Genomic DNA, 19,170 nt, shown 5'->3' with positions numbered 1-19,170 from the left:
TTATCTTGTTGTTCTTGTAGGCAAGATTGTTCTACCTAAATCTTGTAAATTTGTAGCAAAGTCTGCTACTGGTCTTCCTGTGCGGATTTCGTTCGCAATTCCGCCTAATGTCTGGTTGAAGTTACGTTCTTCGCTAATGATTACATTGGAATAGTTACCGTCTTGCATGATTACTTGGCGTACCTGGCTCTTAATGTTTTCTACATTACCGGCTTGACCAGCTTGATTCGCTCCAAACCCTTGATTTCCTTGATTCATTCTAAAACGAGCACCTCTTGCTTGATCATTCATGTAATCACCTTGTCCACGTCTATCTAAGTCTAATCCAACGTAAACAGTAGCTCCATCTACAACAACGTTTGCATCATTAACACCTGGGATTTGCTCTACTCTTGCTTCCAATTGACGTGTCATTTGGTCTTGAGCGCCGCCACCCATAATGCCAGCGTTATCGCGCATTCCGAACATTCCACCACGGTTGTTAAAGCCATCATCAAAAGTAGCATCTCTGTTTAAATTATTGTTTCGAATTCCTCGAATGTCATCAGTTCCTGCATTAAAACCAGGGTTTACTCCTACACGATCTGGACCACGTAGGCCCTCTTGTGTGCGATCATACCTTGCAGGCTCTGGTCTGTCAGCAGCTTGACATCCTATAACAGCGAATGCAACAAATGCAGCCAATATGATAAGTAATATAATTTTTTGGGTTTTCATATTGGTATCACCTCCTCGATAATTATCTTGTCCGCTGATGCGAAAAAATCACTGGTAATTACCGATGGGAATGCCAAAGTTTAGACTAATATAAAGAAATAAAAAAGCCTCCCACACATGGAGGGAAGCAGTTTTTATCATAATTAGATATTGTACTTTTTCTTGAATTTGTCTACGCGACCACCAACATCGATAAGCTTTTGGCCACCAGTAAAGAAAGGATGACATTTTGAGCATATCTCAACCTTAAGCTCTTGCTTAATAGAACCAGTAGCAAAAGATTCACCACAAACGCATTGTACAGTAGCCTCTTTATAATTAGGATGGATTCCTTGTTTCATTATCTTTCACCTCATTTCCTAGCAATAACAGTGTATGTCAATTCAATGCACAGTGGTTACATTATATCAGGTGAAAGGAATCATTGCAATACAATTTCGTTTTGTTTTTCTGGAAGATACAATAATGGGTTTAACGGCTGATCATTGACGCGAATTTCAAAATGCAGATGAATTCCTGTCGTTTGCCCACTATCGCCCATATACCCCAGTAAATCGCCTTGACGGACTTTCTGGCCCTCTTGAACACGAATTTGGCTTAGGTGTGCATAATATGTGTGGATGTCGTTGCCATGATCAATGACAACTAACCGACCATATCCGCCGCCATGCCAACCAGCAAAAACAACTGATCCTGACAAAGCCGTACGAATTTCCGCTTGCCGCTCAATGGAATTCCATATATCTACTCCTTGATGGAACAATCCCCATCGCGGTCCAAATTTACTGGTAATAATACCTTGCACCGGCCAAATAAAAGGGTTGACCTTTACGGTAGGAATAGCTGCCACTCGAACGATACTTTTCCGTTCTTTCGGTAATACAACTTCTTGATTGACTTCTAGTTGCATAACATCTAGGTCTTGATTCTCCATAATTATATCCGCGACCTCTACACCATAGCGACTCGCTATCGTGTAAATAGTTTCACCCCACGCCACATGGTGTATCCTTTTTGCCGAAAGAGGTATATAAATGATTTGACCAGCCTCAATCGGTTCTCGTAACCACGGATTCCCTGAGAGGATTTCCGCTTGCGATATCTTGTAATATTGTGCAATCGCTTGAATTGTATCTTTCGCTTTCACCACATATTCTGAATGCATAGGTGCTGTATTGTAAATTATCTCACTATCTTCTTCGTTGAAATGCGACCCAGCGAACGAGGGTTGTGTATCGTCTAATGTTGTTTGAATATATTTTTTGATATTGATAAAGGGGTTAAAGTATTCCTTTACCGATATGGCCGAAACTTTCTCTGGTGGCGTGAAGGCTACACTACTCAAAAGCATAACTAATAAAAAGACTGGTAGTGCCTGTACTTTTCTCACCTGTTAACACCTCACAAAAGTTGGATGTATTATCATATGTTTTCCAGTACGGAAACGTGCACTATTCAGTCTTCTCTTAATTTTTATTAATTATTCCCAGGTTTTAATAATTTTTCTATAAATTCGTCGTTAGTCTTCGTGTTTTTCAATTTCTTGAGGAACATTTCCGTGAAATCAGGTGCGTCAGAAAGAGTCTTCCTTAGCTTCCACAAAGTATCTAAGGCTTCTTTGTTGAGCAATAATTCCTCTTTGCGAGTTCCTGACTTGCGAATATCGATGGCTGGGAAGATTCTTCTTTCTGAAAGCTTACGATCAAGTTGTAGCTCCATATTTCCAGTGCCTTTGAATTCTTCAAATATCACATCATCCATGCGCGAACCAGTTTCCACGAGCGCCGTAGCGAGAATAGTTAAACTCCCACCTTCTTCGATGTTTCTTGCCGCACCGAAAAATCGCTTCGGACGATGAAACGCCGTAGGGTCTATCCCCCCAGACAAAGTCTTCCCACTACTTGGCATGACAAGGTTGTATGCCCTCGCCAACCTAGTAATACTATCCAATAAAATGACAACATCCTTTTTGTGTTCGACTAAGCGCTGAGCTCTATCGAGGACAAGTTCTGCAACCTTAATATGGTTTTCCGGCAATTCATCAAATGTTGAACTGACCACTTCTCCAGCGACTGAACGTTGCATATCTGTCACTTCTTCTGGTCGTTCGTCAATAAGCAACACAATCAAATGAACTTCTGGATGGTTCTTCGCTATGGAGCCCGCAATTTCTTTCAAAAGAAGGGTCTTACCGGCTTTTGGCGGAGCAACAATGAGTCCTCTTTGCCCTAAACCAATTGGGGAAACTAAATCAATAATCCTAGTCGATACATTGGTCGGAGTAGTCTCTAGGTTGAGGCGTTTATTCGGATAGATAGGAGTTAATGCAGGGAAATGAACACGTTCTGCAGCGATTTCCGGATCCATACCATTGACGGCTTCTACGTAAAGGAGCCCATAATATCTTTCATTTTCTTTGGGAGGCCGTACCTTTCCAGATACAACATCACCATTGCGAAGATCAAATTTGCGAATTTGCGATTGAGAAATATATATATCTTCCGAGCTTGGAGAATAGTTAATCGGACGAAGGAATCCATACCCATCGGGTAAAATCTCTAGTACTCCTTCCGCAAACATAAACCCGTCTTTCTCAGCTCTAGCCTTCAAGATAGCGAAGATCAGTTCCTTCTTTTTCATTTGTGAGTAATATGGCACTTTAAATTCTTTTGCTAATTTATATAATTCTGTTAGCTTTAAATTTTCTAATTCATTAATATTAATATTTTTCATATTTCACCTTTACACCATGACTAAGTTCGGCTTTTGAGACAGTTTATGTTGAGCTTGAATAAAGCGTAACGTACCACTTTGCGCACGCATAACAACTGTTTCCGTCTTAGCGATATCCTTCCCTAAGAAACGTACTCCTTTTAGAAGCTCACCATCCGTGACTCCCGTCGCTGCAAAGATTACATCGTCACCTTTCACCATATCATCTAATGTAAGAATTTGATCGACACAATCAATTCCCATGTCAGAACAACGCTTTCTTTGATCATCGTCTTCTGGTATTAAGCGCCCTTGGATATCTCCACCTAAACATTTAATCGCTGCAGCAGCTAGAACGCCTTCCGGAGCACCACCAATACCGAATAAAATATCAACGCCTGTGTCTTCAAAGCAAGTATTAATGGCAGCAGCAACGTCGCCGTCAGGAATAAACTTGATGCGAGCGCCTGCACTACGAATTTCTTTGACAATATGGTCATGACGAGGACGGTCTAATAATGTCGCAGTAACTTCAGATATATCTTTATCTAATGCTTTGGCTACTGCCTTAAGATTCTCCGTTACAGTCGCGTCTAAACTCACCATTCCCTTAGCCTTCGGTCCAACGGCAATCTTGTCCATATACATATCAGGAGCATTGAGCATCGTTCCTGCATCGGCAATCGCAATCACTGCCATGGCATTCCATAAGCCCTTCGCTACAATATTCGTACCTTCTAAAGGGTCGACTGCAATATCTACAGCAGAACCGCCAGAACCTAACTTCTCACCAATATACAGCATTGGCGCTTCGTCCATTTCACCTTCGCCAATCACAATCGTTCCGTTCATTGGAATTGTGTTCAATACTGTTCTCATAGCACTCGTAGCGCCTTGATCTGCAGCATCTTTGTTGCCTCGTCCCATCCATCTTGCAGAAGCAAGTGCTGCCGCCTCCGTAACCCTTACAATCTCTAATGTCAAACTTCGATCCATTTTGAATACCCTCCCATTATATATACATATCATCTAAACAAAAAACTACTTTATACTTTTTTCTAAATTACTGTTCAGGAATTTGTTCACGCCAAATCTCAGCCCCTAGTTTTTGGAGCTTTTCTTCGATTCTTTCATAGCCTCTGTCTATGTATTGAACGCCATTAATGCGCGTGATGCCTTTGGCGCTTAAGCCAGCAACAATTAAAGCTGCCCCCGCTCGCAAGTCTGTTGCATTTACTTGAGCTCCTTGCAGTGGGGTACTCCCTTCAATTAAAGCTGCTCTACCTTCTACTTTAACATTTGCCCCCATACGCTTCAACTCATCAATATGTCGAAACCGCGAATTATAAATATTGTCAGTGACCAGAGAACATCCTTGCACTTGAGTTAATAGCGACGTAATCGGTTGTTGCAGATCCGTCGGAAAACCTGGATACGGCAATGTTTTAATGTCTATCGCTCGATAATTGGCGCTTCCACGCACAAGCATCTGATCGTCGGATTCTTCAACTTCTACACCGATTTCCCGAAGCTTCGCAGTGATTGGCTCCATATGTTTAGGAATGACATTGTCAAGAAGTACTTCTCCTCGTGTAGCTGCCGCTGCAATCATGTATGTACCCGCCTCAATGCGGTCTGGGATTATTGAGTGCTTACAGCCACCTAAATAACTTACGCCATTAATTTTGATAATATCTGTTCCGGCACCTTTAATATCAGCACCCATGGAAGTTAAAATCGTAGCCACATCAACAATCTCTGGCTCTTTGGCGGCGTTTTCAATAATTGTTTGCCCTTTGGCCTTTACCGCAGCAAGCATTATATTAATAGTAGCACCAACGCTCACAACATCCAAGTAAATTTTCGCTCCCATGAGTTCATTGGCTCGCAAATAAATAGAGCCGCTCTTTTGTTCAATAGATGCACCTAAGGCTTGGAATCCTTTCAAGTGCTGATCAATGGGACGTGGTCCTAAATCACAGCCACCCGGCAAGCCAACGCAAGACTCTTTAAATCTCCCGAGCATAGCACCCATAAGGTAATAGGAAGCTCTTAATTCTGTGACTAAACCGTCTCGAATGGGTTGACACGCCAGATTGAACGGCTCCACAATTAATGTGTCTTTTTCGTGCATTACACGGGCATTTAACTGTTCAAGGATTTGCTTGTAAATCACGACATCTCGAATGGTTGGCAAGTTTTCAATTGTGATTCTTTCTTCTCCTAATATCGCAGCAGGAATAAGTGCGACAGCACTGTTCTTCGCTCCACTAATCGTTACCGTTCCGTGTAGCCTCTTCCCGCCTTGTATACATAGCTGATCCATGGTTGTGCCCCTTTCAAACCTAAAAAACTTCATCTAAACTAAGTTTTCTTTAGTCCTTGTTCCAGTTGTTATAAAGAAAACTTGGCATTCGCCAAGCCTTTCTGGCGAAGCACGCAAGGTATAAGTCTCGCTATATGCATTGCATAAGTCTCGCTTTAAGAATGCCTTAGTTGCACTGACGCATAAACACAGCAGTTTGCTGCTGATGTGTTGCTAATGCACAGCTATACTATCAACATTAAATTTATAATTCTGATAGTATATAATAATTCCATTGACTCTAGTATGTCCCATAATTGTAAATAATATTGAAAAATGCACCTACTTTAGGTGCATATCTATCTTGCGATTGTGCATGTACAGCAAGTTTAGGACTTCGCTTGTTCCCAGTCCTTCAAGAATCTTTCAATCCCTAAATCTGTCATAGGATGCTTCAACATTCCCTGAATCACCGAATACGGTACAGTCGCAATGTGGGCTCCTGCTAGAGCGGATTGGGTCACGTGCAGAGGGTGGCGAATACTTGCAGAAATTATTTCTGTATCGATTTGATGTAGACCAAAAATATTTGCAATTTCCGAAATCAACTCAATCCCATTATGTCCTATATCATCTAAACGCCCAACAAACGGACTTACATATGTAGCACCCGCCCTCGCAGCTAATAGCGCTTGGTTCGATGAAAACACTAACGTTACATTCGTACGGATTCCTTCTGCTGCAAGAATCTTTACCGCTTTCAAGCCTTCACCTGTCATCGGAATCTTAATTACAATATTCTTCGATAACGCAGCAAGTGGCCGTGCTTCCTTGACCATACCTACAGCGTCTAAACTAATGACTTCAGCACTTATCGGCCCATCTACAATCGCTATAATTTCCTTCAAAACCTCTACGAAATCTCTTCCTTCTTTAGCAACTAAACTAGGATTTGTAGTAACCCCAGCTACGACACCCATATCATATGCTTTCTTTATTTCTTCCGTATTGGCAGTATCAATGAAAAATATCATATCATAACCCCCTGTTATTGATTGTAGAAAAACTATCTTACTCTATTATCCACAAACTACAGGAGTATTGCAAACTTCTTCCACAATTGCACGACTCACATCAAAAATATCAAACGGTTTCGTGAACTGCCTTGTTACTCCTAAACGCTCAGCTTCTGCCAACATATCTAGCTCACTATACGCTGTCATCATGTAGATTGGAATGTCTAAATTCTTCTTTTTACGGAAGTATCGCAATATATCAACACCATTCATTCCAGGCATTTTCATATCAAGTAGAATTAGGTCGGGCGAAAAATCCTTAGAAATCTCAATTGCTTCTTCTCCAGTACTTGTCTCCTTCACTTCAATCCCTTCACTTCTCAAAACTTCACTTATTAATAAACGTATTCCATACTGATCGTCTACAACCAAAACTTTTGGACTCATTGATTCACAACTCCCCAATTTCATATTAGCCTTAAACGAATATTAAGAATCAATCTTCACCGATAGTACTTATACCTGTATTAACTTATTTGAATTTCTTCTGAAAAATCTGCTCTTTCTGGTAATTCTATACTTTTTATAAAAATCCTTCTTTTCAGTCTCGTAAGCAGCGTGGTGCGAAAGTTGCGTATTCATAGTATTTTCGACATATTCCGACAGTATTTGTATCGATTTGTCGTGACTATAAAAGGATAGTGCTTAAGAACTACACAAGATCCTCAAGACTAATGTCGGTATTTGTCGAAAAGTTTTTTTGCAATAACAGCAGGATATTAACGATAGTTAGTTATTTTAGCAAAAAAAACAAAAAAAGTGTAAAAAAAATAGCAAATTCGATTGAATTCGCTATCTTTAATCGGTTCGTATTTCGACCGAACTATATAGTTATTCGTTACATTTTTCTTTTTTCATAATTGAAGCTTGTACAAAATCTCTGAACAACGGTTGTGGGCGGTTTGGTCTTGATGTGAACTCCGGATGGAATTGCGACGCCACAAACCACGGATGGTCTGTTATCTCAACAATTTCAACAAGTCTTCCACTTGGCGATGTTCCTGAGAATACCATACCCTTTGCCTCTAAATCTTCACGGAAGCGGTTGTTAAACTCATAACGATGACGATGGCGTTCATACACTAACTCATCCTGATACGCTGCAAAAGCCTTGGTATCTTCAATAATCTTACATGGATATAACCCAAGTCGCATCGTACCACCCTTGTCTTCAACATCCTTCTGCTCTGGCAGCAAGTCGATTACAGGGTACTCAGATTCCGGATCAAATTCAGTAGAATGAGCATCTTTCATGTTTAAAACATGACGTGCAAACTCAATGACAGCTACTTGCATGCCTAAGCAAATCCCGAAGAATGGAATATTGTTTTCACGAGCATATTGAATCGTAGTTACTTTCCCTTCCACACCACGGTCACCGAAGCCACCAGGTACTAGGATTCCATCCACACCCTTCAAGTACGTAGCCACTGTTTCTTTGGTCACGTCTTCTGAGTGGACCCATTCAATTTCAACCTTATAGTCGTGATGAATACCCGCATGATTCAACGCCTCTGCCACACTTAAATACGCGTCATGAAGTGCCACGTACTTCCCAACAATGGCAATTCGAACTGTCTTCTGTAAATTCTTCACGCGATCGACTAACTGCTTCCACTCTTGCATATCGGCTTTCTTCTCGCATTTCAAACCTAAATACTGCACGACATATTCATCTAATCCTTCTTCTTGAAGGTTTAACGGAACTTCATAGAGAGTTTCCGCATCACAAGCCTGAATCACAGCCTTCTGGTCAATGTCACAGAATTGTGCTAATTTCGCTTTCAGTTCATCAGAAATTTTCTGCTCCGTACGAGTTACGATTACCGTTGGCTGAATACCAATGCTACGAAGTTCTTTCACACTATGTTGTGTCGGCTTCGTCTTAATTTCCCCAGCTTTTTGTAAGAATGGTAGCAATGTAACATGAATATACATTACATTTTCTCTTCCAATATTACTTTTAATTTGGCGAATCGCCTCTAAGAAAGGTAAGCTCTCAATGTCACCAACAGTGCCCCCGATTTCTGTGATTACTACATCAGGATTGGTTTCTTTCGCCGCCATGAAAATCCGTTCTTTGATTTCATTCGTAATATGCGGAATGACTTGAACTGTGCCTCCAAGGTAATCCCCTTTACGTTCCTTGGTGATTACCGACCAGTAGACTTTCCCAGATGTTACGTTGTTAAATTTCGATAAGTTCACATCAATGAAGCGCTCGTAATGACCTAAGTCTAAATCCGTTTCCGCACCATCGTCTGTAACGAATACTTCCCCATGTTGATATGGACTCATCGTTCCCGGATCCACGTTGATGTATGGGTCAAACTTTTGAATAATAACTCGCAATCCGCGATTTTTCAGTAATCGGCCTAAAGAAGCCGCCGTTATACCCTTCCCTAATGAAGAAACAACGCCGCCCGTTACAAATATATATTTCGTCATAAAATATCCCCCTTGCGATAATCCCTTCGCATATCTTACCGATTCTCTACTGGAGTGTCAAGATGTAAAGAATGGGCATATGAAAATAAAAAAAGGCACAAGAATCCTTGCACCTCTATTTGATATTATCTATCATCATCTTCGTCATCTTCGAATAATTCATCTTCGTCGTCTACATCATCATCATTAAAATCATCATCCAAGTCAGGATCTAATTCATCCGCCAAATCTTCATCTAAATCATCCTCAAGGTCTGCTGGTACATCCTCATCATCTGTACCGATAACAAAATCATCTGCATCATCATCAATCGCATCAATATCATCAAATCCATCATTGATGTCATTATCTTCATCTTCTATGTCTGGTGAATAATCATCATCCATATAGAAGTCGTCATCTAAGTCATAATCATCATAGTCATCATCATTACGCTTAAAGCGCTTCGGAATAGGACCTGTCTTCGATTGCTTTTCTGATGGGTACCAACGCTTAAGTCCCCATACATTCTGCCCTGCCGCTACAAATCGACCATCTATATTAATTTCTGAATAGATTGTCGCCATCACGTTCTCCAAGTTCTCCTGAGCAAGTCCTTTACGACGACCAATCTCTAATAGTAGGTCTTTATAATGAAATGTATTCCCTGATGAACGAAGAATCTCATATGCTAAATCAACATATGAAGCGTTCTGCACTTCTTCGTCCGTCATAAGAACTTTAAAATCATCTAACATCCTGACACGTCCTTCCTAATCAATCCTATAAAACATATTCATTCACTATTGTATCCAAACTTCTAGTGATGTCAAACCATTTCTCGTAAAATATTTAAGTTTTTCATATAAATAGGAAATAGGTGCCGCCATGTTTCACTCACATATTCTAATTTCTATTAATGTAACGAGATATATTTAGCAAAATCCCGGTAGCAAACAAAGTAATAAGTAGCGACGACCCACCGTAACTAATAAAGGGAAGCGTCATCCCCGTAACAGGTAGTAATCCAACAGTAATCCCCATATTGACGAAGGCCTGAAAAGAAATCATAACCGTAATCCCAATTGCTGCTAGCTTCGCATATAGTTCTTCACTTCGAGAAGCTATGAATAATCCACGCCAAAAGAACAGCGCAAATAATATAATAATAGCAATTGTACCGATCAAGCCTAACTCCTCACCAATAATAGCAAAGATAAAGTCGGTATGTGGCTCTGGCAAATAGAATAACTTCTGTAGCCCTGCCCCGAAACCGACACCGGTAATTCCCCCGTTAGCAAATGCATATAAAGAGTGCATAATTTGATAGCCCTCTTTGAGCTGATCCGCTTGTTCTGGGTTGAAAAACGTAAATAACCGCTTTACACGGTAAGGTTTAAATATAGCCATCAACAACAAGAACGGAACTCCCGCAAGAGCAACTCCAAACAGATGCTTAATTCGCACGCCTGCCGCGAACAATAAGGCGACAGTTAAAAAGGCAATCATTGCTGCTGTACTAAAATCAGGCTGCACCATAATCAATAGAAAACAAACACCCATCAAGACAATAATCGGCATAACACCTTTTTTGAAATCGTCTAAAACATCAATCTTCTTAGTTATTAAATACGGGAAATACAAACATATGACAACTTTCAGAACTTCTGAAGGCTGCACTACCAATGGCCCAATCCCAATCCATCGAGTCGCATAGTTCCTTTCAATCCCTACTCCAGGTATAATTAACAATACTAATAGCACGAACACACCCAAGAACATCAGTGGTGATAGCTTCCTGAAAAAATTATAAGGGATATTCATCGTAAAGAACAAAACTCCAATACCCAGGGTTGCCCACATCAACTGTTTCACAAAAAAGAAATTTGCATTATGGTAATTCTCATATCCTATAGCAAAACTTGCACTATACACAGCTACAAGTCCAAAGCCAGTCAGTAATAGAGCTATTGTTAACAGAAAAAAATCTGGAAGCTTTCGTTGTACTTGCATTCAATCACACCTAATAGAAGTCTCATATATCTGTAGTAATCAATTCGGCTTCAAGACCAACTTTTCCTGCTCACGTTCAAAATATTCTATACTTACGGTTTTACACTGCCAACCCAAGGATAATTGCGTGGACCCTTCCATAAACTCGTTCCTACAACATTGGGGTCATTTGACCAGGCCAACATGCCATACAACATCGTACGTGCGTCATAACCCAAGAAACTATACAACGCTGCGATTTGTGTAGCGGATTGTCCATCTTCACTAATGATAATAAGTTTTTTGTCCGTCGGAAGTTTTTGTAGGTTCGTCATATCCATTGTCTGACGATACGCAATGTTGACTGCTTTTGGAACATGCCCTTTATCATATTTACTCTTGTCCCTTACGTCAATTAATATAAACTCTTCTAACGCATCCGTGTCATAAGCCACTTTTATCTCTTCGGCACTAATCCACCTTGCCTTACCCGAAGCAAAATAATTCATTCCCATTTCATGTACAATTTCTTCTACGCTCGTTTTTCCTGTCGTTAATTTAGGTAACGGGTATGTTTGTTGGAGTTGATATTCAGCAGATTCAATCGGATAATTCTCGATAGCCACAGGTGTTCTTTGTGTCCCAGCTACTTCTCTATTGGCAGTCCATTCTGTCATGCCAATGCTCATTCCGTACGCTTCATAGCCCATAAGATTCAGCATTGCAGATACATACGTGGCACCACTAGCCGTATAGCAATATAATATTGTCTTACGGTTTTTGTCAATTCTATTAAGCGTTTCTTCCTTCGCAAACTCAGTGCGCGTAATCCACTCTGCACCTTCTATATGCCCTCTATTATAATCCTCTTCATAGCGCGTGCTTATTAATTGATACTCGCTATTTTTCTCCACTACTGCTTTCTGATAAACTTCATCGGTAGACATTAGCATTAGCGGGCGTTGCACATATTCCTGTGCTGCTGCTTGAAGAATTGCGAATTCATCTACTTTAAGCTCTTGACTCGCAGCTGAAGTGTTCGGTTGCTCTTGTTTTACAGGCGATAATTCTGCCTTTGTCTCTTGACCTTGTTTGTTGCAGCCTACCATTGTCAGACTCAACAAGAGAAGCATGATAACTGTTAATCGTATACACTTCGTTAAAATTTCGTAACTTTTCTCCTTCAAGTTACACTCCCCGTTTCTTCTCGATTGTTTTTTTTAGAAAACCTGACTTTCGCTAAAGACAACTTGGCATTCGCCGTGAGAATGCCTTAGTTGCACTTATACTATCTACATAAAAAAATTTATACTTTCTGATAGTACAAGTGAAAAACCCCCACGAAGGGGGGTTCAATCTATTCTTTAAACTCTAGCACATTTTTCGCAAATGTTACTTTTACAGGCGATTTCATGATGGAACCTGTAATGCCTGCAATGCAGTGAGCTCGCACATATAAAGTGCCATCAACATTTGTTACAGCTCTTTGCATAACAAACAATTTTTTATTTACAGTAATGCCTTTTTGACCACTTTGACCCCTAATTTCAAGTGGAGTGCCTATTACGTCACCTTTAATCACAACTTGCTTGGAATTTGCATCCCAACCTACATCTGATCCTAGTGCTTGTGCAAATGATCGAACGCTTACGTAAACCTCTTTGTCAATAATGACAATCGATGCTTTACCAGGCTTTCCTAGGAATTTGAAATCAACATTCGTCACAGGCACTTTCGCTGCTGTTGTGACAGCTGGAGTGGCTGCAGGTGTTGGCGCTGGTGTTGCTGGTTTTGCTGGCGCCGGTGCCGGTGTTGCTGGCTTTGCTGGTGCCGGTGCTGGTGCCGGTGTTGCTGGCTTTGCTGGTGCCGGCGTATCCACTTCACATGGTGAAGCTTCTACAACCTGCACATCATAGGTAGCGATTCCCATTGTTATGAGTGCCGCCACTGCAACCGTAATGATTTTTTTCATTGGGTCATCTCCTTATTTCACTAATGGTAGAGGCTTTCTTTCTGCTTCTGGCTTAGTTTTTTGTAACCAGCCGTTATCAATTCCACTTGTAAGCAAATGAGCATCGTATCCGTTCATACGAAGTAACGCTACTGCCTGACCTGCATTGTTACCAGACCAGCATCCTACGACAATCTTCTTATCCATAGGGAATTCAGCCATTTTTTTCTCCATGTCTTCCCATGAGTAGAAATGTGAACCTTCAATATGACCTTGATCATAGTTATCTGCTTTAGGTACACGGATGTCGACTACATAGTACTTATCTGCACTTGCAGTTAATTCTTCGTGTAATTTAGCTGGAGCAATGAAATTGCTTGTTTCCGCACTTATAACCGACCCTAGATACCCTTCAACCTTTTCCCAAGCTAACTTATCCGCATCTGTTGTAGGCTCTGATGCTGCTGGCGCTGCTGATAAAGGATTTGCACCTGTCTCAGGGAGAGTAAGCTCTGCCTTCGTCCAACTTCCTGCACCACCTGTGATTGCTTTAGAATTGAAGCCAGCAACATTTAACGCTGCATTTACTTGGTTCGCTTGTTGACCTGAATAGCATAATACATAGATTTCCTTGTCTTGTGGGAGGCGATCTAGTAATGTTGCTAATTCTCCACCTACGAAACTTACGTTAAAAGCACCTGCAATGTGACCCTTTTCAAAGTCCTCAGCAGAACGAACATCAAGAACAAAGATATTACCTGCAGCAATTTTTTCAGAAGCGTCTTTCGCTGCAATCATATACGACTGACCTGCATGACGAGCAGCAGCAAAGTCTTTCGCGCGCTCAAGAACTACATCTTCTGCCTTTAATTTAGGTTTCTCTGGAGCTGGTGCTGGTGCTGGTTCCGGAGTTGCTACAGGAGCTGGTGTCTGTTGTACTGGTTCAGCAGTTTTGCCACAACCAACAAGAGTTACTGCTAAAATCAATGACAATGCAATTAACAACGACTTAAATGCTTTATTTTGTTTGAACATGTTGCTTTCCCCCAATGATTAGTTTTTCTCAACGGCTTTACCAAAACTCCCATTCTATAAATGGGAGATGGCGCCGCGAACATAGATTGATTTATAGATTGATTTCCTGGATTAGAATGAGAATGTCCCATCGGCAGCAATTTTAATTCCTGTCTTTAAGTACACAGCATTCTTATATCCTTGATCTAAAAACTTATCAATTACGCCAGCTGCACGTGCACCAGATGCGCAATGAATTAGAATTGTAGCGTTCTTATCTGCAATTTTTTCAGCAATGACTGCTGGACTCGCATTGATTTCTCCACTTGGAATGTGAATTGAATTAGGGATTGCACCAGCTGCACGCTCATCAGCAGTACGTACATCTACTACGATTACTCCACCTTTATCATAAGCAGCTTTCCAATCTATAGGAGTTAAACCTGGGTCTTTCTTGCCTGCATTGATATCAAAGCTTACTCCGCCAGTAGCTGTGCCAAATGTAGGAAGCTTTGCTTCTTTCCATGCTGGTAGTCCTCCAGCTAATACTTTTACATTTGTGTAACCAAGAGCTGTCAATTCCTTTGCAACATTATGGCTCTTGCTGCAGAAGAAGCCACCGCAATAAATAATGATTTCTGTTGACTTGTCAGTTGGCATTGTAGATAGATACTTCTTACTGAATAATTCGTCATCCATTGGATATGCCATTGGAATATGAGATTCGAAGTATGAAGTATATGGTCTTGCATCAATTAACTTGAATGGCTTTTTATTTACATCTGACATGTAAGCGTTTTGAATTTTTGGTGCTAGATATTCAGGAGTGATTACATAGTAGTTGTTTGTTAAAGACCAACCATGATCTGTACCAGCTTGGAATACAGAAACATCCGTGTAACCTAATGCAATTGCCTTTTCAGCAGATGCTGAACTTAGTGGGCAAGCCCAACCACCGCAATAGAAAATTAGCTTCGTATTCTTATCTGTAGGCAAACGATCTTTGAATTTTTCGAATTCTTCTTCAGGAATGTTTATTGCACCATTGATATGTCCTTCCGCATACTTACCAAAAGGACGAGAATCAACTAATACGAAGTTCCATTCTGGAGGAGCTTGCTCATACTTCGTACGCGCTGCACTTGCAGGCTTAACACTTTTCATTAATACCATTACTTCTTCAGTTGTCACATAATTTAAATGTGCTTTGATTGGTACTGCGTTAGTAATTCCCGCTGGCACCTGTACTTGCTTTGTTGGAGCTGATGCTCCAGCAGACATTGCCTCTAACTCTTCGCAACCTGTTAGAGTAAGTGCCAAGCCAAGCATTAAAATTAACAATAATGCTTTCATGTTGAGTAACTTTTTTAACATTGTTTTTCCTCCTATATTTTTTTAATTTTATCTCAGCGGCGTTTCTATACCCCCACTTCTATAGGTGGGAGATAAGTGCTGCCAAGCTTCGAAATAAGTGCAACTAGAATTCAGGTGGAGTAATAACTCCATCTGAACTAAGCTTTCTATATAACATCAGAGGTTTCCATCGCTTAGATACCTTCTGTTGTTTTAGAAGCCGAACGTTCCATCTGCTTTAATTGTAATCTTACTATTGAGATAGAAACTGTTTTTGTACCCTTCATCAGTAAATTTACTAGCTACGCCGGAAGCCCTTGCACCAGATGCACAATGGATAAGAACTGTTACATTTTTATCTGCTGGTAGTTTTTCAGAAATAATCTTTGGGTTTGCTAGAATATCTTTATCTACTAGGTGAATTGAGTTAGGAATCGCGCCTGCTGAGCGTTCATCTGCCGTACGAACGTCAACTACTACTACCTTTCCAGCATCGTATTTCTTTTTCCATTCCTCTGGTGTCAATGCTAGATTCGCTTTCCCACCAGAAATATCAAACTTCACACCTGAACTCTCTGTACCAAATGTAGGTAAGCCTGCTTTCTTCCATTCTGGCAATCCCCCTACCATGACTTTTACATCTGTATATCCCAAAGTCGAAAGAAGTCTTGCCTCGTTATGACTTTTCGAACAGTAGAATCCTCCACAGTAGAAGATGATTTCTGTATTCTTGTCTAGCGGAAATGATTTAGAATTCTTACTGAATATCCCATCATCTAACGGAAATGATGTAGGTACATGCGCTTGAAAATAAGAAGCATATGGTCTCGCATCTATAATTCTAAAAGCTTTCGCCCCTGATGCAGTACCACTTACATAATCATCAGTAATTCTTGAAGCTACGTGTTGTGGTGTAGTTGCGAAGTAATTCCCAGCAGATTTCCAGCCCGCAACACCCTCTTGATAAACACGAACATTGGTATATCCTAATTTGATTGCCTTATTTGCAGAGCTTGGGCTAAGTGGACAGTCCCAACCATTACAATAGAAGATTAGTAGTTTTGATTTGTCCTCTGGTAGACGATTTGCAAACTTATCAAACTCGGCATCAGGGATATTGATCGCTCCATTGATATGTGCCTCGTTATACTTTGCAGGTGGACGTGAATCGACTATTACAAACTCCCAATCCTTCGCATATTGTTCATAAGAATCTCTTTCATTACTAACTGGCTTGCCTTTTAAATAGAGATTCATTAATTCAAAGGTTTCAATATAATTCAAATGTGGCTCAACTGGTACCGCATTGCTCATGCCATCTGGCGCTTTAACTCCTTCATAAACTGGAGGATCTAATGGCAATGAAGGAACTTGATATTCTCTAACTGCTACAGATGCTGTGGAGCTACAACCTACAAGCAACATAGCAAAGACTAACATGACTGCAAGAACGGAAGTTATATGCCATCTTTTATTAATAATCACTAGTTTCCCTCCTTCTTTTTTACATCTATTAAGCTACCTAGTTCTACTTAAGCATAATTCAATCTAGTACTTGCTATTTGATTCGCATCCAGCGAATCTGACATTTTAGCCTCAACTGACGCCTGTCTTTTCTTTAGGCTCTGGCGCTATAGTTCGCTCAGGGGCTTCATATTTTACTATATTTGAGACTACTTCTTGAGTAGGGTCCACCACTTTCACAACCGGCACTTCCTTACATCCGACGATTGTCATCGATAGAGTTACTATCGCAATGAGTAATAGTAGTTTCTTACGAAGTGTCTTCATCTACATCCCTCCTCTTATTGGATTCCTTCTAGTTGCTCCTCTTTCATTTCTTGCACCAGCTTAGACCGGAGTAATCCCTTATACTCATCGATTAACTCGATTAATAAATCAGTTACGTACTTATAGAATTCATGACCTTCTAGCTCCTCGATAGCTGTTTTGAAGTCTCCCAACCAATCAAAGTGGTCTTGAATATACATCCAGGTTTCATCTAAGCTTCTGTGCTCTATGAAATATGCTAGCAATTCTAGTAAAACGCTAATATGATCTGGTTTCTTACCCAGTTCTTCAACAACTTCCATTTGAAACATTTCGAGTAAGTGTTGCACATGTAATGCAGAATCCCCCATGAGATACCCTTTGCTTTTAGCAAAGCTCATAGCAGCAGATTCATCAGTAGTCCAAATCTTGTAGACAGATTCTACAGGGATTGCTGCCGTGCCTGTAATCCCAATAAACAATCGGGTGTACTCGCTTTTCATTTCTTTGAGGTTGACAAAAGGTCGAACAATGCGGATATCGAAATTCAATTCCGTATGTCGAATCAGTTCTCCCATTTCCTGCTGAAAGCTACGGTCGTTAATATAGTCGAAGAATTCTTGGTTAGGAAATTTATAAAATTCAGACAAGATGCCAAAAATATCAGCATATGCTTTCGAATTAAACATGGGCACTCACGACCTTGTCGTTCTCCATCCGTTTTTGATTACTTGTGGAACTATCATTTAAATCAAATTTTTGTTCCGCTAGTATATATAAAAGAATTCCTATTCCAAACGCTCCAATCATAACTGCCCAGGCTGGTAATGCTGTGTGATACGCATGGTATACAGTCTCTTTTAGACCATCTACTACCTTCAACGGGACAATCTGACCAGCAACAACAAAGTCATATCTCATAAAGAAGATACCAACCAATGCCATTCCACCTGCAAGAGCAATTTTCCCTAAATCCTTGCCTTGATATTTCAAAAGCAGGAACATTGGAATGACCATGCCGATTGACACTTCAAATACCCAGAAATACATGCTTAACGGCCCATTGATTAAAGCCATCGTCGCCTCATATTTCCCTGGCAATCCACCATATAGGCCAGCAATTGTTTTTGCTGCAACCATAATCATAGTTGAGCCTAGTAGTAACGCTAACAAGTTCCCAATTGTCGGTATCGATTGCAGAGATTGCTTGGCTTTCGCGCCTCCGTTTGAACCTGTAATATACGTTGTTACCGCTAGTAGTGCTACTGCCGATAGAAGCGCACCAATAATGAAATAGATTGGTAAAATGGATGTCGCCCAATGGCCACGAGAATTCACAAGTCCAAATAAGTTCCCTATATTGCTTACAGCTAATATCGCTGCTATCGCACCTACCAAAGTTAATTGTTTCGTAAGTTTTTCATTGCCTTTATACATGCTGTAGAGGATTAACATTAACAGCCCCATATATATTCCGTAGAACACGCCCATCCACCATATGGAGGACATGAAATTTGGACTAAAAGCAATGTAAATCATGTTCCAAGGTCTACCAAGTTCTAAAAGAAGAATTGTAAATGCTGATACTAATGAAAGTAACGCAAGTACTATTGCTCTCTTTGCAATTGGTATGAAACTTTTATATTGGAATACGATTCCTAAAGCAGCTATCATACATAGTCCAGTACTCATAACGGCAAAAAATTCATAACCACCAATCATACCACCCCATGGCACTCGATCCGTTGTACCCATAGCCGACTCACCATTGATAAGAATCATTACTCCACCAATTGCGCCAATGGCTATCATAATAGCGGATATGATTATCCATAATTTTGCATTTTTCATCG

Annotated in this window: 19 protein-coding genes; all 19 read right to left on the bottom strand. The window is 40.5% G+C overall.

Annotated features, from left to right (window positions below; genetic code table 11):
• Entirely contained in the window at positions 1-717 is a 717-nt protein-coding gene (locus BHU72_RS08765; RefSeq protein ID WP_069702250.1) for a YhcN/YlaJ family sporulation lipoprotein, read from the bottom strand.
• Positions 718-860: 143 nt separating this feature from the next.
• Entirely contained in the window at positions 861-1,058 is a 198-nt protein-coding gene (rpmE, locus tag BHU72_RS08760) for a 50S ribosomal protein L31 (RefSeq protein ID WP_069702249.1), read from the bottom strand.
• An 80-nt stretch (positions 1,059-1,138) separates the two neighbouring features.
• Positions 1,139-2,107 carry a peptidoglycan DD-metalloendopeptidase family protein gene (locus BHU72_RS08755; RefSeq protein ID WP_069702248.1) on the bottom strand — a complete coding sequence of 323 codons (969 nt, stop codon included), beginning with the start codon at positions 2,105-2,107 and terminating at the stop codon, positions 1,139-1,141.
• An 86-nt stretch (positions 2,108-2,193) separates the two neighbouring features.
• Positions 2,194-3,441, bottom strand: coding sequence for a transcription termination factor Rho (rho, locus tag BHU72_RS08750; protein ID WP_069702356.1), 1,248 nt, complete (start codon positions 3,439-3,441; stop codon positions 2,194-2,196).
• Positions 3,442-3,459: 18 nt separating this feature from the next.
• Entirely contained in the window at positions 3,460-4,425 is a 966-nt protein-coding gene (gene glpX / locus BHU72_RS08745; RefSeq protein WP_069702247.1) for a class II fructose-bisphosphatase, read from the bottom strand.
• Between the two features lie 67 nt (positions 4,426-4,492).
• The gene (gene murA / locus BHU72_RS08740) at positions 4,493-5,755 is read right to left on the bottom strand and encodes a UDP-N-acetylglucosamine 1-carboxyvinyltransferase (protein WP_069702246.1); all 1,263 of its coding nucleotides are present in this window, start codon (positions 5,753-5,755) and stop codon (positions 4,493-4,495) included.
• Between the two features lie 368 nt (positions 5,756-6,123).
• Positions 6,124-6,768 (bottom strand): fructose-6-phosphate aldolase, encoded by a 645-nt coding sequence (gene fsa / locus BHU72_RS08735; RefSeq protein ID WP_069702245.1) that lies wholly within the window; start codon positions 6,766-6,768, stop codon positions 6,124-6,126.
• 45 nt (positions 6,769-6,813) lie between these two features.
• A complete protein-coding gene (locus tag BHU72_RS08730; RefSeq protein ID WP_069702244.1) occupies positions 6,814-7,197 on the bottom strand; it encodes a response regulator in 384 nt (127 codons plus the stop codon).
• Between the two features lie 444 nt (positions 7,198-7,641).
• A complete protein-coding gene (gene pyrG / locus BHU72_RS08725; RefSeq protein WP_069702243.1) occupies positions 7,642-9,258 on the bottom strand; it encodes a CTP synthase in 1,617 nt (538 codons plus the stop codon).
• A 125-nt stretch (positions 9,259-9,383) separates the two neighbouring features.
• On the bottom strand, positions 9,384-9,995 hold the full coding sequence (gene rpoE, locus BHU72_RS08720) for a DNA-directed RNA polymerase subunit delta (protein WP_069702242.1): 612 nt from the start codon (positions 9,993-9,995) through the stop codon (positions 9,384-9,386).
• 148 nt (positions 9,996-10,143) lie between these two features.
• Positions 10,144-11,250: a putative lipid II flippase FtsW gene (gene ftsW / locus BHU72_RS08715; protein ID WP_069702241.1), complete on the bottom strand. Its 1,107-nt coding sequence runs from the start codon at positions 11,248-11,250 to the stop codon at positions 10,144-10,146.
• A gap of 92 nt (positions 11,251-11,342) precedes the next feature.
• Positions 11,343-12,416 carry a rhodanese-like domain-containing protein gene (locus BHU72_RS08710; RefSeq protein ID WP_083248353.1) on the bottom strand — a complete coding sequence of 358 codons (1,074 nt, stop codon included), beginning with the start codon at positions 12,414-12,416 and terminating at the stop codon, positions 11,343-11,345.
• A gap of 170 nt (positions 12,417-12,586) precedes the next feature.
• Positions 12,587-13,201 (bottom strand): stalk domain-containing protein, encoded by a 615-nt coding sequence (locus BHU72_RS08705; RefSeq protein WP_069702239.1) that lies wholly within the window; start codon positions 13,199-13,201, stop codon positions 12,587-12,589.
• Positions 13,202-13,213: 12 nt separating this feature from the next.
• On the bottom strand, positions 13,214-14,215 hold the full coding sequence (locus BHU72_RS08700; protein WP_069702238.1) for a rhodanese-like domain-containing protein: 1,002 nt from the start codon (positions 14,213-14,215) through the stop codon (positions 13,214-13,216).
• A 111-nt stretch (positions 14,216-14,326) separates the two neighbouring features.
• On the bottom strand, positions 14,327-15,568 hold the full coding sequence (locus BHU72_RS08695; RefSeq protein WP_069702237.1) for a rhodanese-like domain-containing protein: 1,242 nt from the start codon (positions 15,566-15,568) through the stop codon (positions 14,327-14,329).
• 192 nt (positions 15,569-15,760) lie between these two features.
• Positions 15,761-17,032, bottom strand: coding sequence for a rhodanese-like domain-containing protein (locus BHU72_RS08690; protein ID WP_069702236.1), 1,272 nt, complete (start codon positions 17,030-17,032; stop codon positions 15,761-15,763).
• A gap of 111 nt (positions 17,033-17,143) precedes the next feature.
• Positions 17,144-17,338: a hypothetical protein gene (locus BHU72_RS08685; protein WP_069702235.1), complete on the bottom strand. Its 195-nt coding sequence runs from the start codon at positions 17,336-17,338 to the stop codon at positions 17,144-17,146.
• Between the two features lie 14 nt (positions 17,339-17,352).
• Complete coding sequence (locus BHU72_RS08680; protein WP_069702234.1) at positions 17,353-18,006, bottom strand: TorD/DmsD family molecular chaperone; 654 nt, start codon at positions 18,004-18,006, stop codon at positions 17,353-17,355.
• Positions 17,999-19,168, bottom strand: a complete 1,170-nt coding sequence (gene nrfD / locus BHU72_RS08675) for an NrfD/PsrC family molybdoenzyme membrane anchor subunit (RefSeq protein WP_069702233.1) — start codon at positions 19,166-19,168, stop codon at positions 17,999-18,001. The genes BHU72_RS08680 and nrfD overlap by 8 nt, the downstream gene beginning before the upstream one ends.
• Between the last annotated feature and the right edge of the window lie 2 nt (positions 19,169-19,170).

The sequence above is a fragment of the Desulfuribacillus stibiiarsenatis genome (assembly GCF_001742305.1).
GTDB classification, from domain to species: domain Bacteria; phylum Bacillota; class Bacilli; order Desulfuribacillales; family Desulfuribacillaceae; genus Desulfuribacillus_A; species Desulfuribacillus_A stibiiarsenatis.
Note: the sequence above shows the minus strand (reverse complement) of the source record. Positions and strands in the feature narration are given on the sequence as shown.

What these genes read in the sequence shown, in the direction of transcription:
- BHU72_RS08765 (WP_069702250.1), bottom strand. Translation starts at nt 717, where the DNA reads ATGAAAACCCAAAAAATTATATTACTTATCATATTGGCTGCATTTGTT.
- rpmE (WP_069702249.1), bottom strand. Translation starts at nt 1,058, where the DNA reads ATGAAACAAGGAATCCATCCTAATTATAAAGAGGCTACTGTACAATGC.
- glpX (WP_069702247.1), bottom strand. Translation starts at nt 4,425, where the DNA reads ATGGATCGAAGTTTGACATTAGAGATTGTAAGGGTTACGGAGGCGGCA.
- murA (WP_069702246.1), bottom strand. Translation starts at nt 5,755, where the DNA reads ATGGATCAGCTATGTATACAAGGCGGGAAGAGGCTACACGGAACGGTA.
- fsa (WP_069702245.1), bottom strand. Translation starts at nt 6,768, where the DNA reads ATGATATTTTTCATTGATACTGCCAATACGGAAGAAATAAAGAAAGCA.
- BHU72_RS08730 (WP_069702244.1), bottom strand. Translation starts at nt 7,197, where the DNA reads ATGAGTCCAAAAGTTTTGGTTGTAGACGATCAGTATGGAATACGTTTA.
- pyrG (WP_069702243.1), bottom strand. Translation starts at nt 9,258, where the DNA reads ATGACGAAATATATATTTGTAACGGGCGGCGTTGTTTCTTCATTAGGG.
- rpoE (WP_069702242.1), bottom strand. Translation starts at nt 9,995, where the DNA reads ATGTTAGATGATTTTAAAGTTCTTATGACGGACGAAGAAGTGCAGAAC.
- ftsW (WP_069702241.1), bottom strand. Translation starts at nt 11,250, where the DNA reads ATGCAAGTACAACGAAAGCTTCCAGATTTTTTTCTGTTAACAATAGCT.
- BHU72_RS08705 (WP_069702239.1), bottom strand. Translation starts at nt 13,201, where the DNA reads ATGAAAAAAATCATTACGGTTGCAGTGGCGGCACTCATAACAATGGGA.
- BHU72_RS08700 (WP_069702238.1), bottom strand. Translation starts at nt 14,215, where the DNA reads ATGTTCAAACAAAATAAAGCATTTAAGTCGTTGTTAATTGCATTGTCA.
- BHU72_RS08695 (WP_069702237.1), bottom strand. Translation starts at nt 15,568, where the DNA reads ATGTTAAAAAAGTTACTCAACATGAAAGCATTATTGTTAATTTTAATG.
- BHU72_RS08685 (WP_069702235.1), bottom strand. Translation starts at nt 17,338, where the DNA reads ATGAAGACACTTCGTAAGAAACTACTATTACTCATTGCGATAGTAACT.
- BHU72_RS08680 (WP_069702234.1), bottom strand. Translation starts at nt 18,006, where the DNA reads ATGTTTAATTCGAAAGCATATGCTGATATTTTTGGCATCTTGTCTGAA.
- nrfD (WP_069702233.1), bottom strand. Translation starts at nt 19,168, where the DNA reads ATGAAAAATGCAAAATTATGGATAATCATATCCGCTATTATGATAGCC.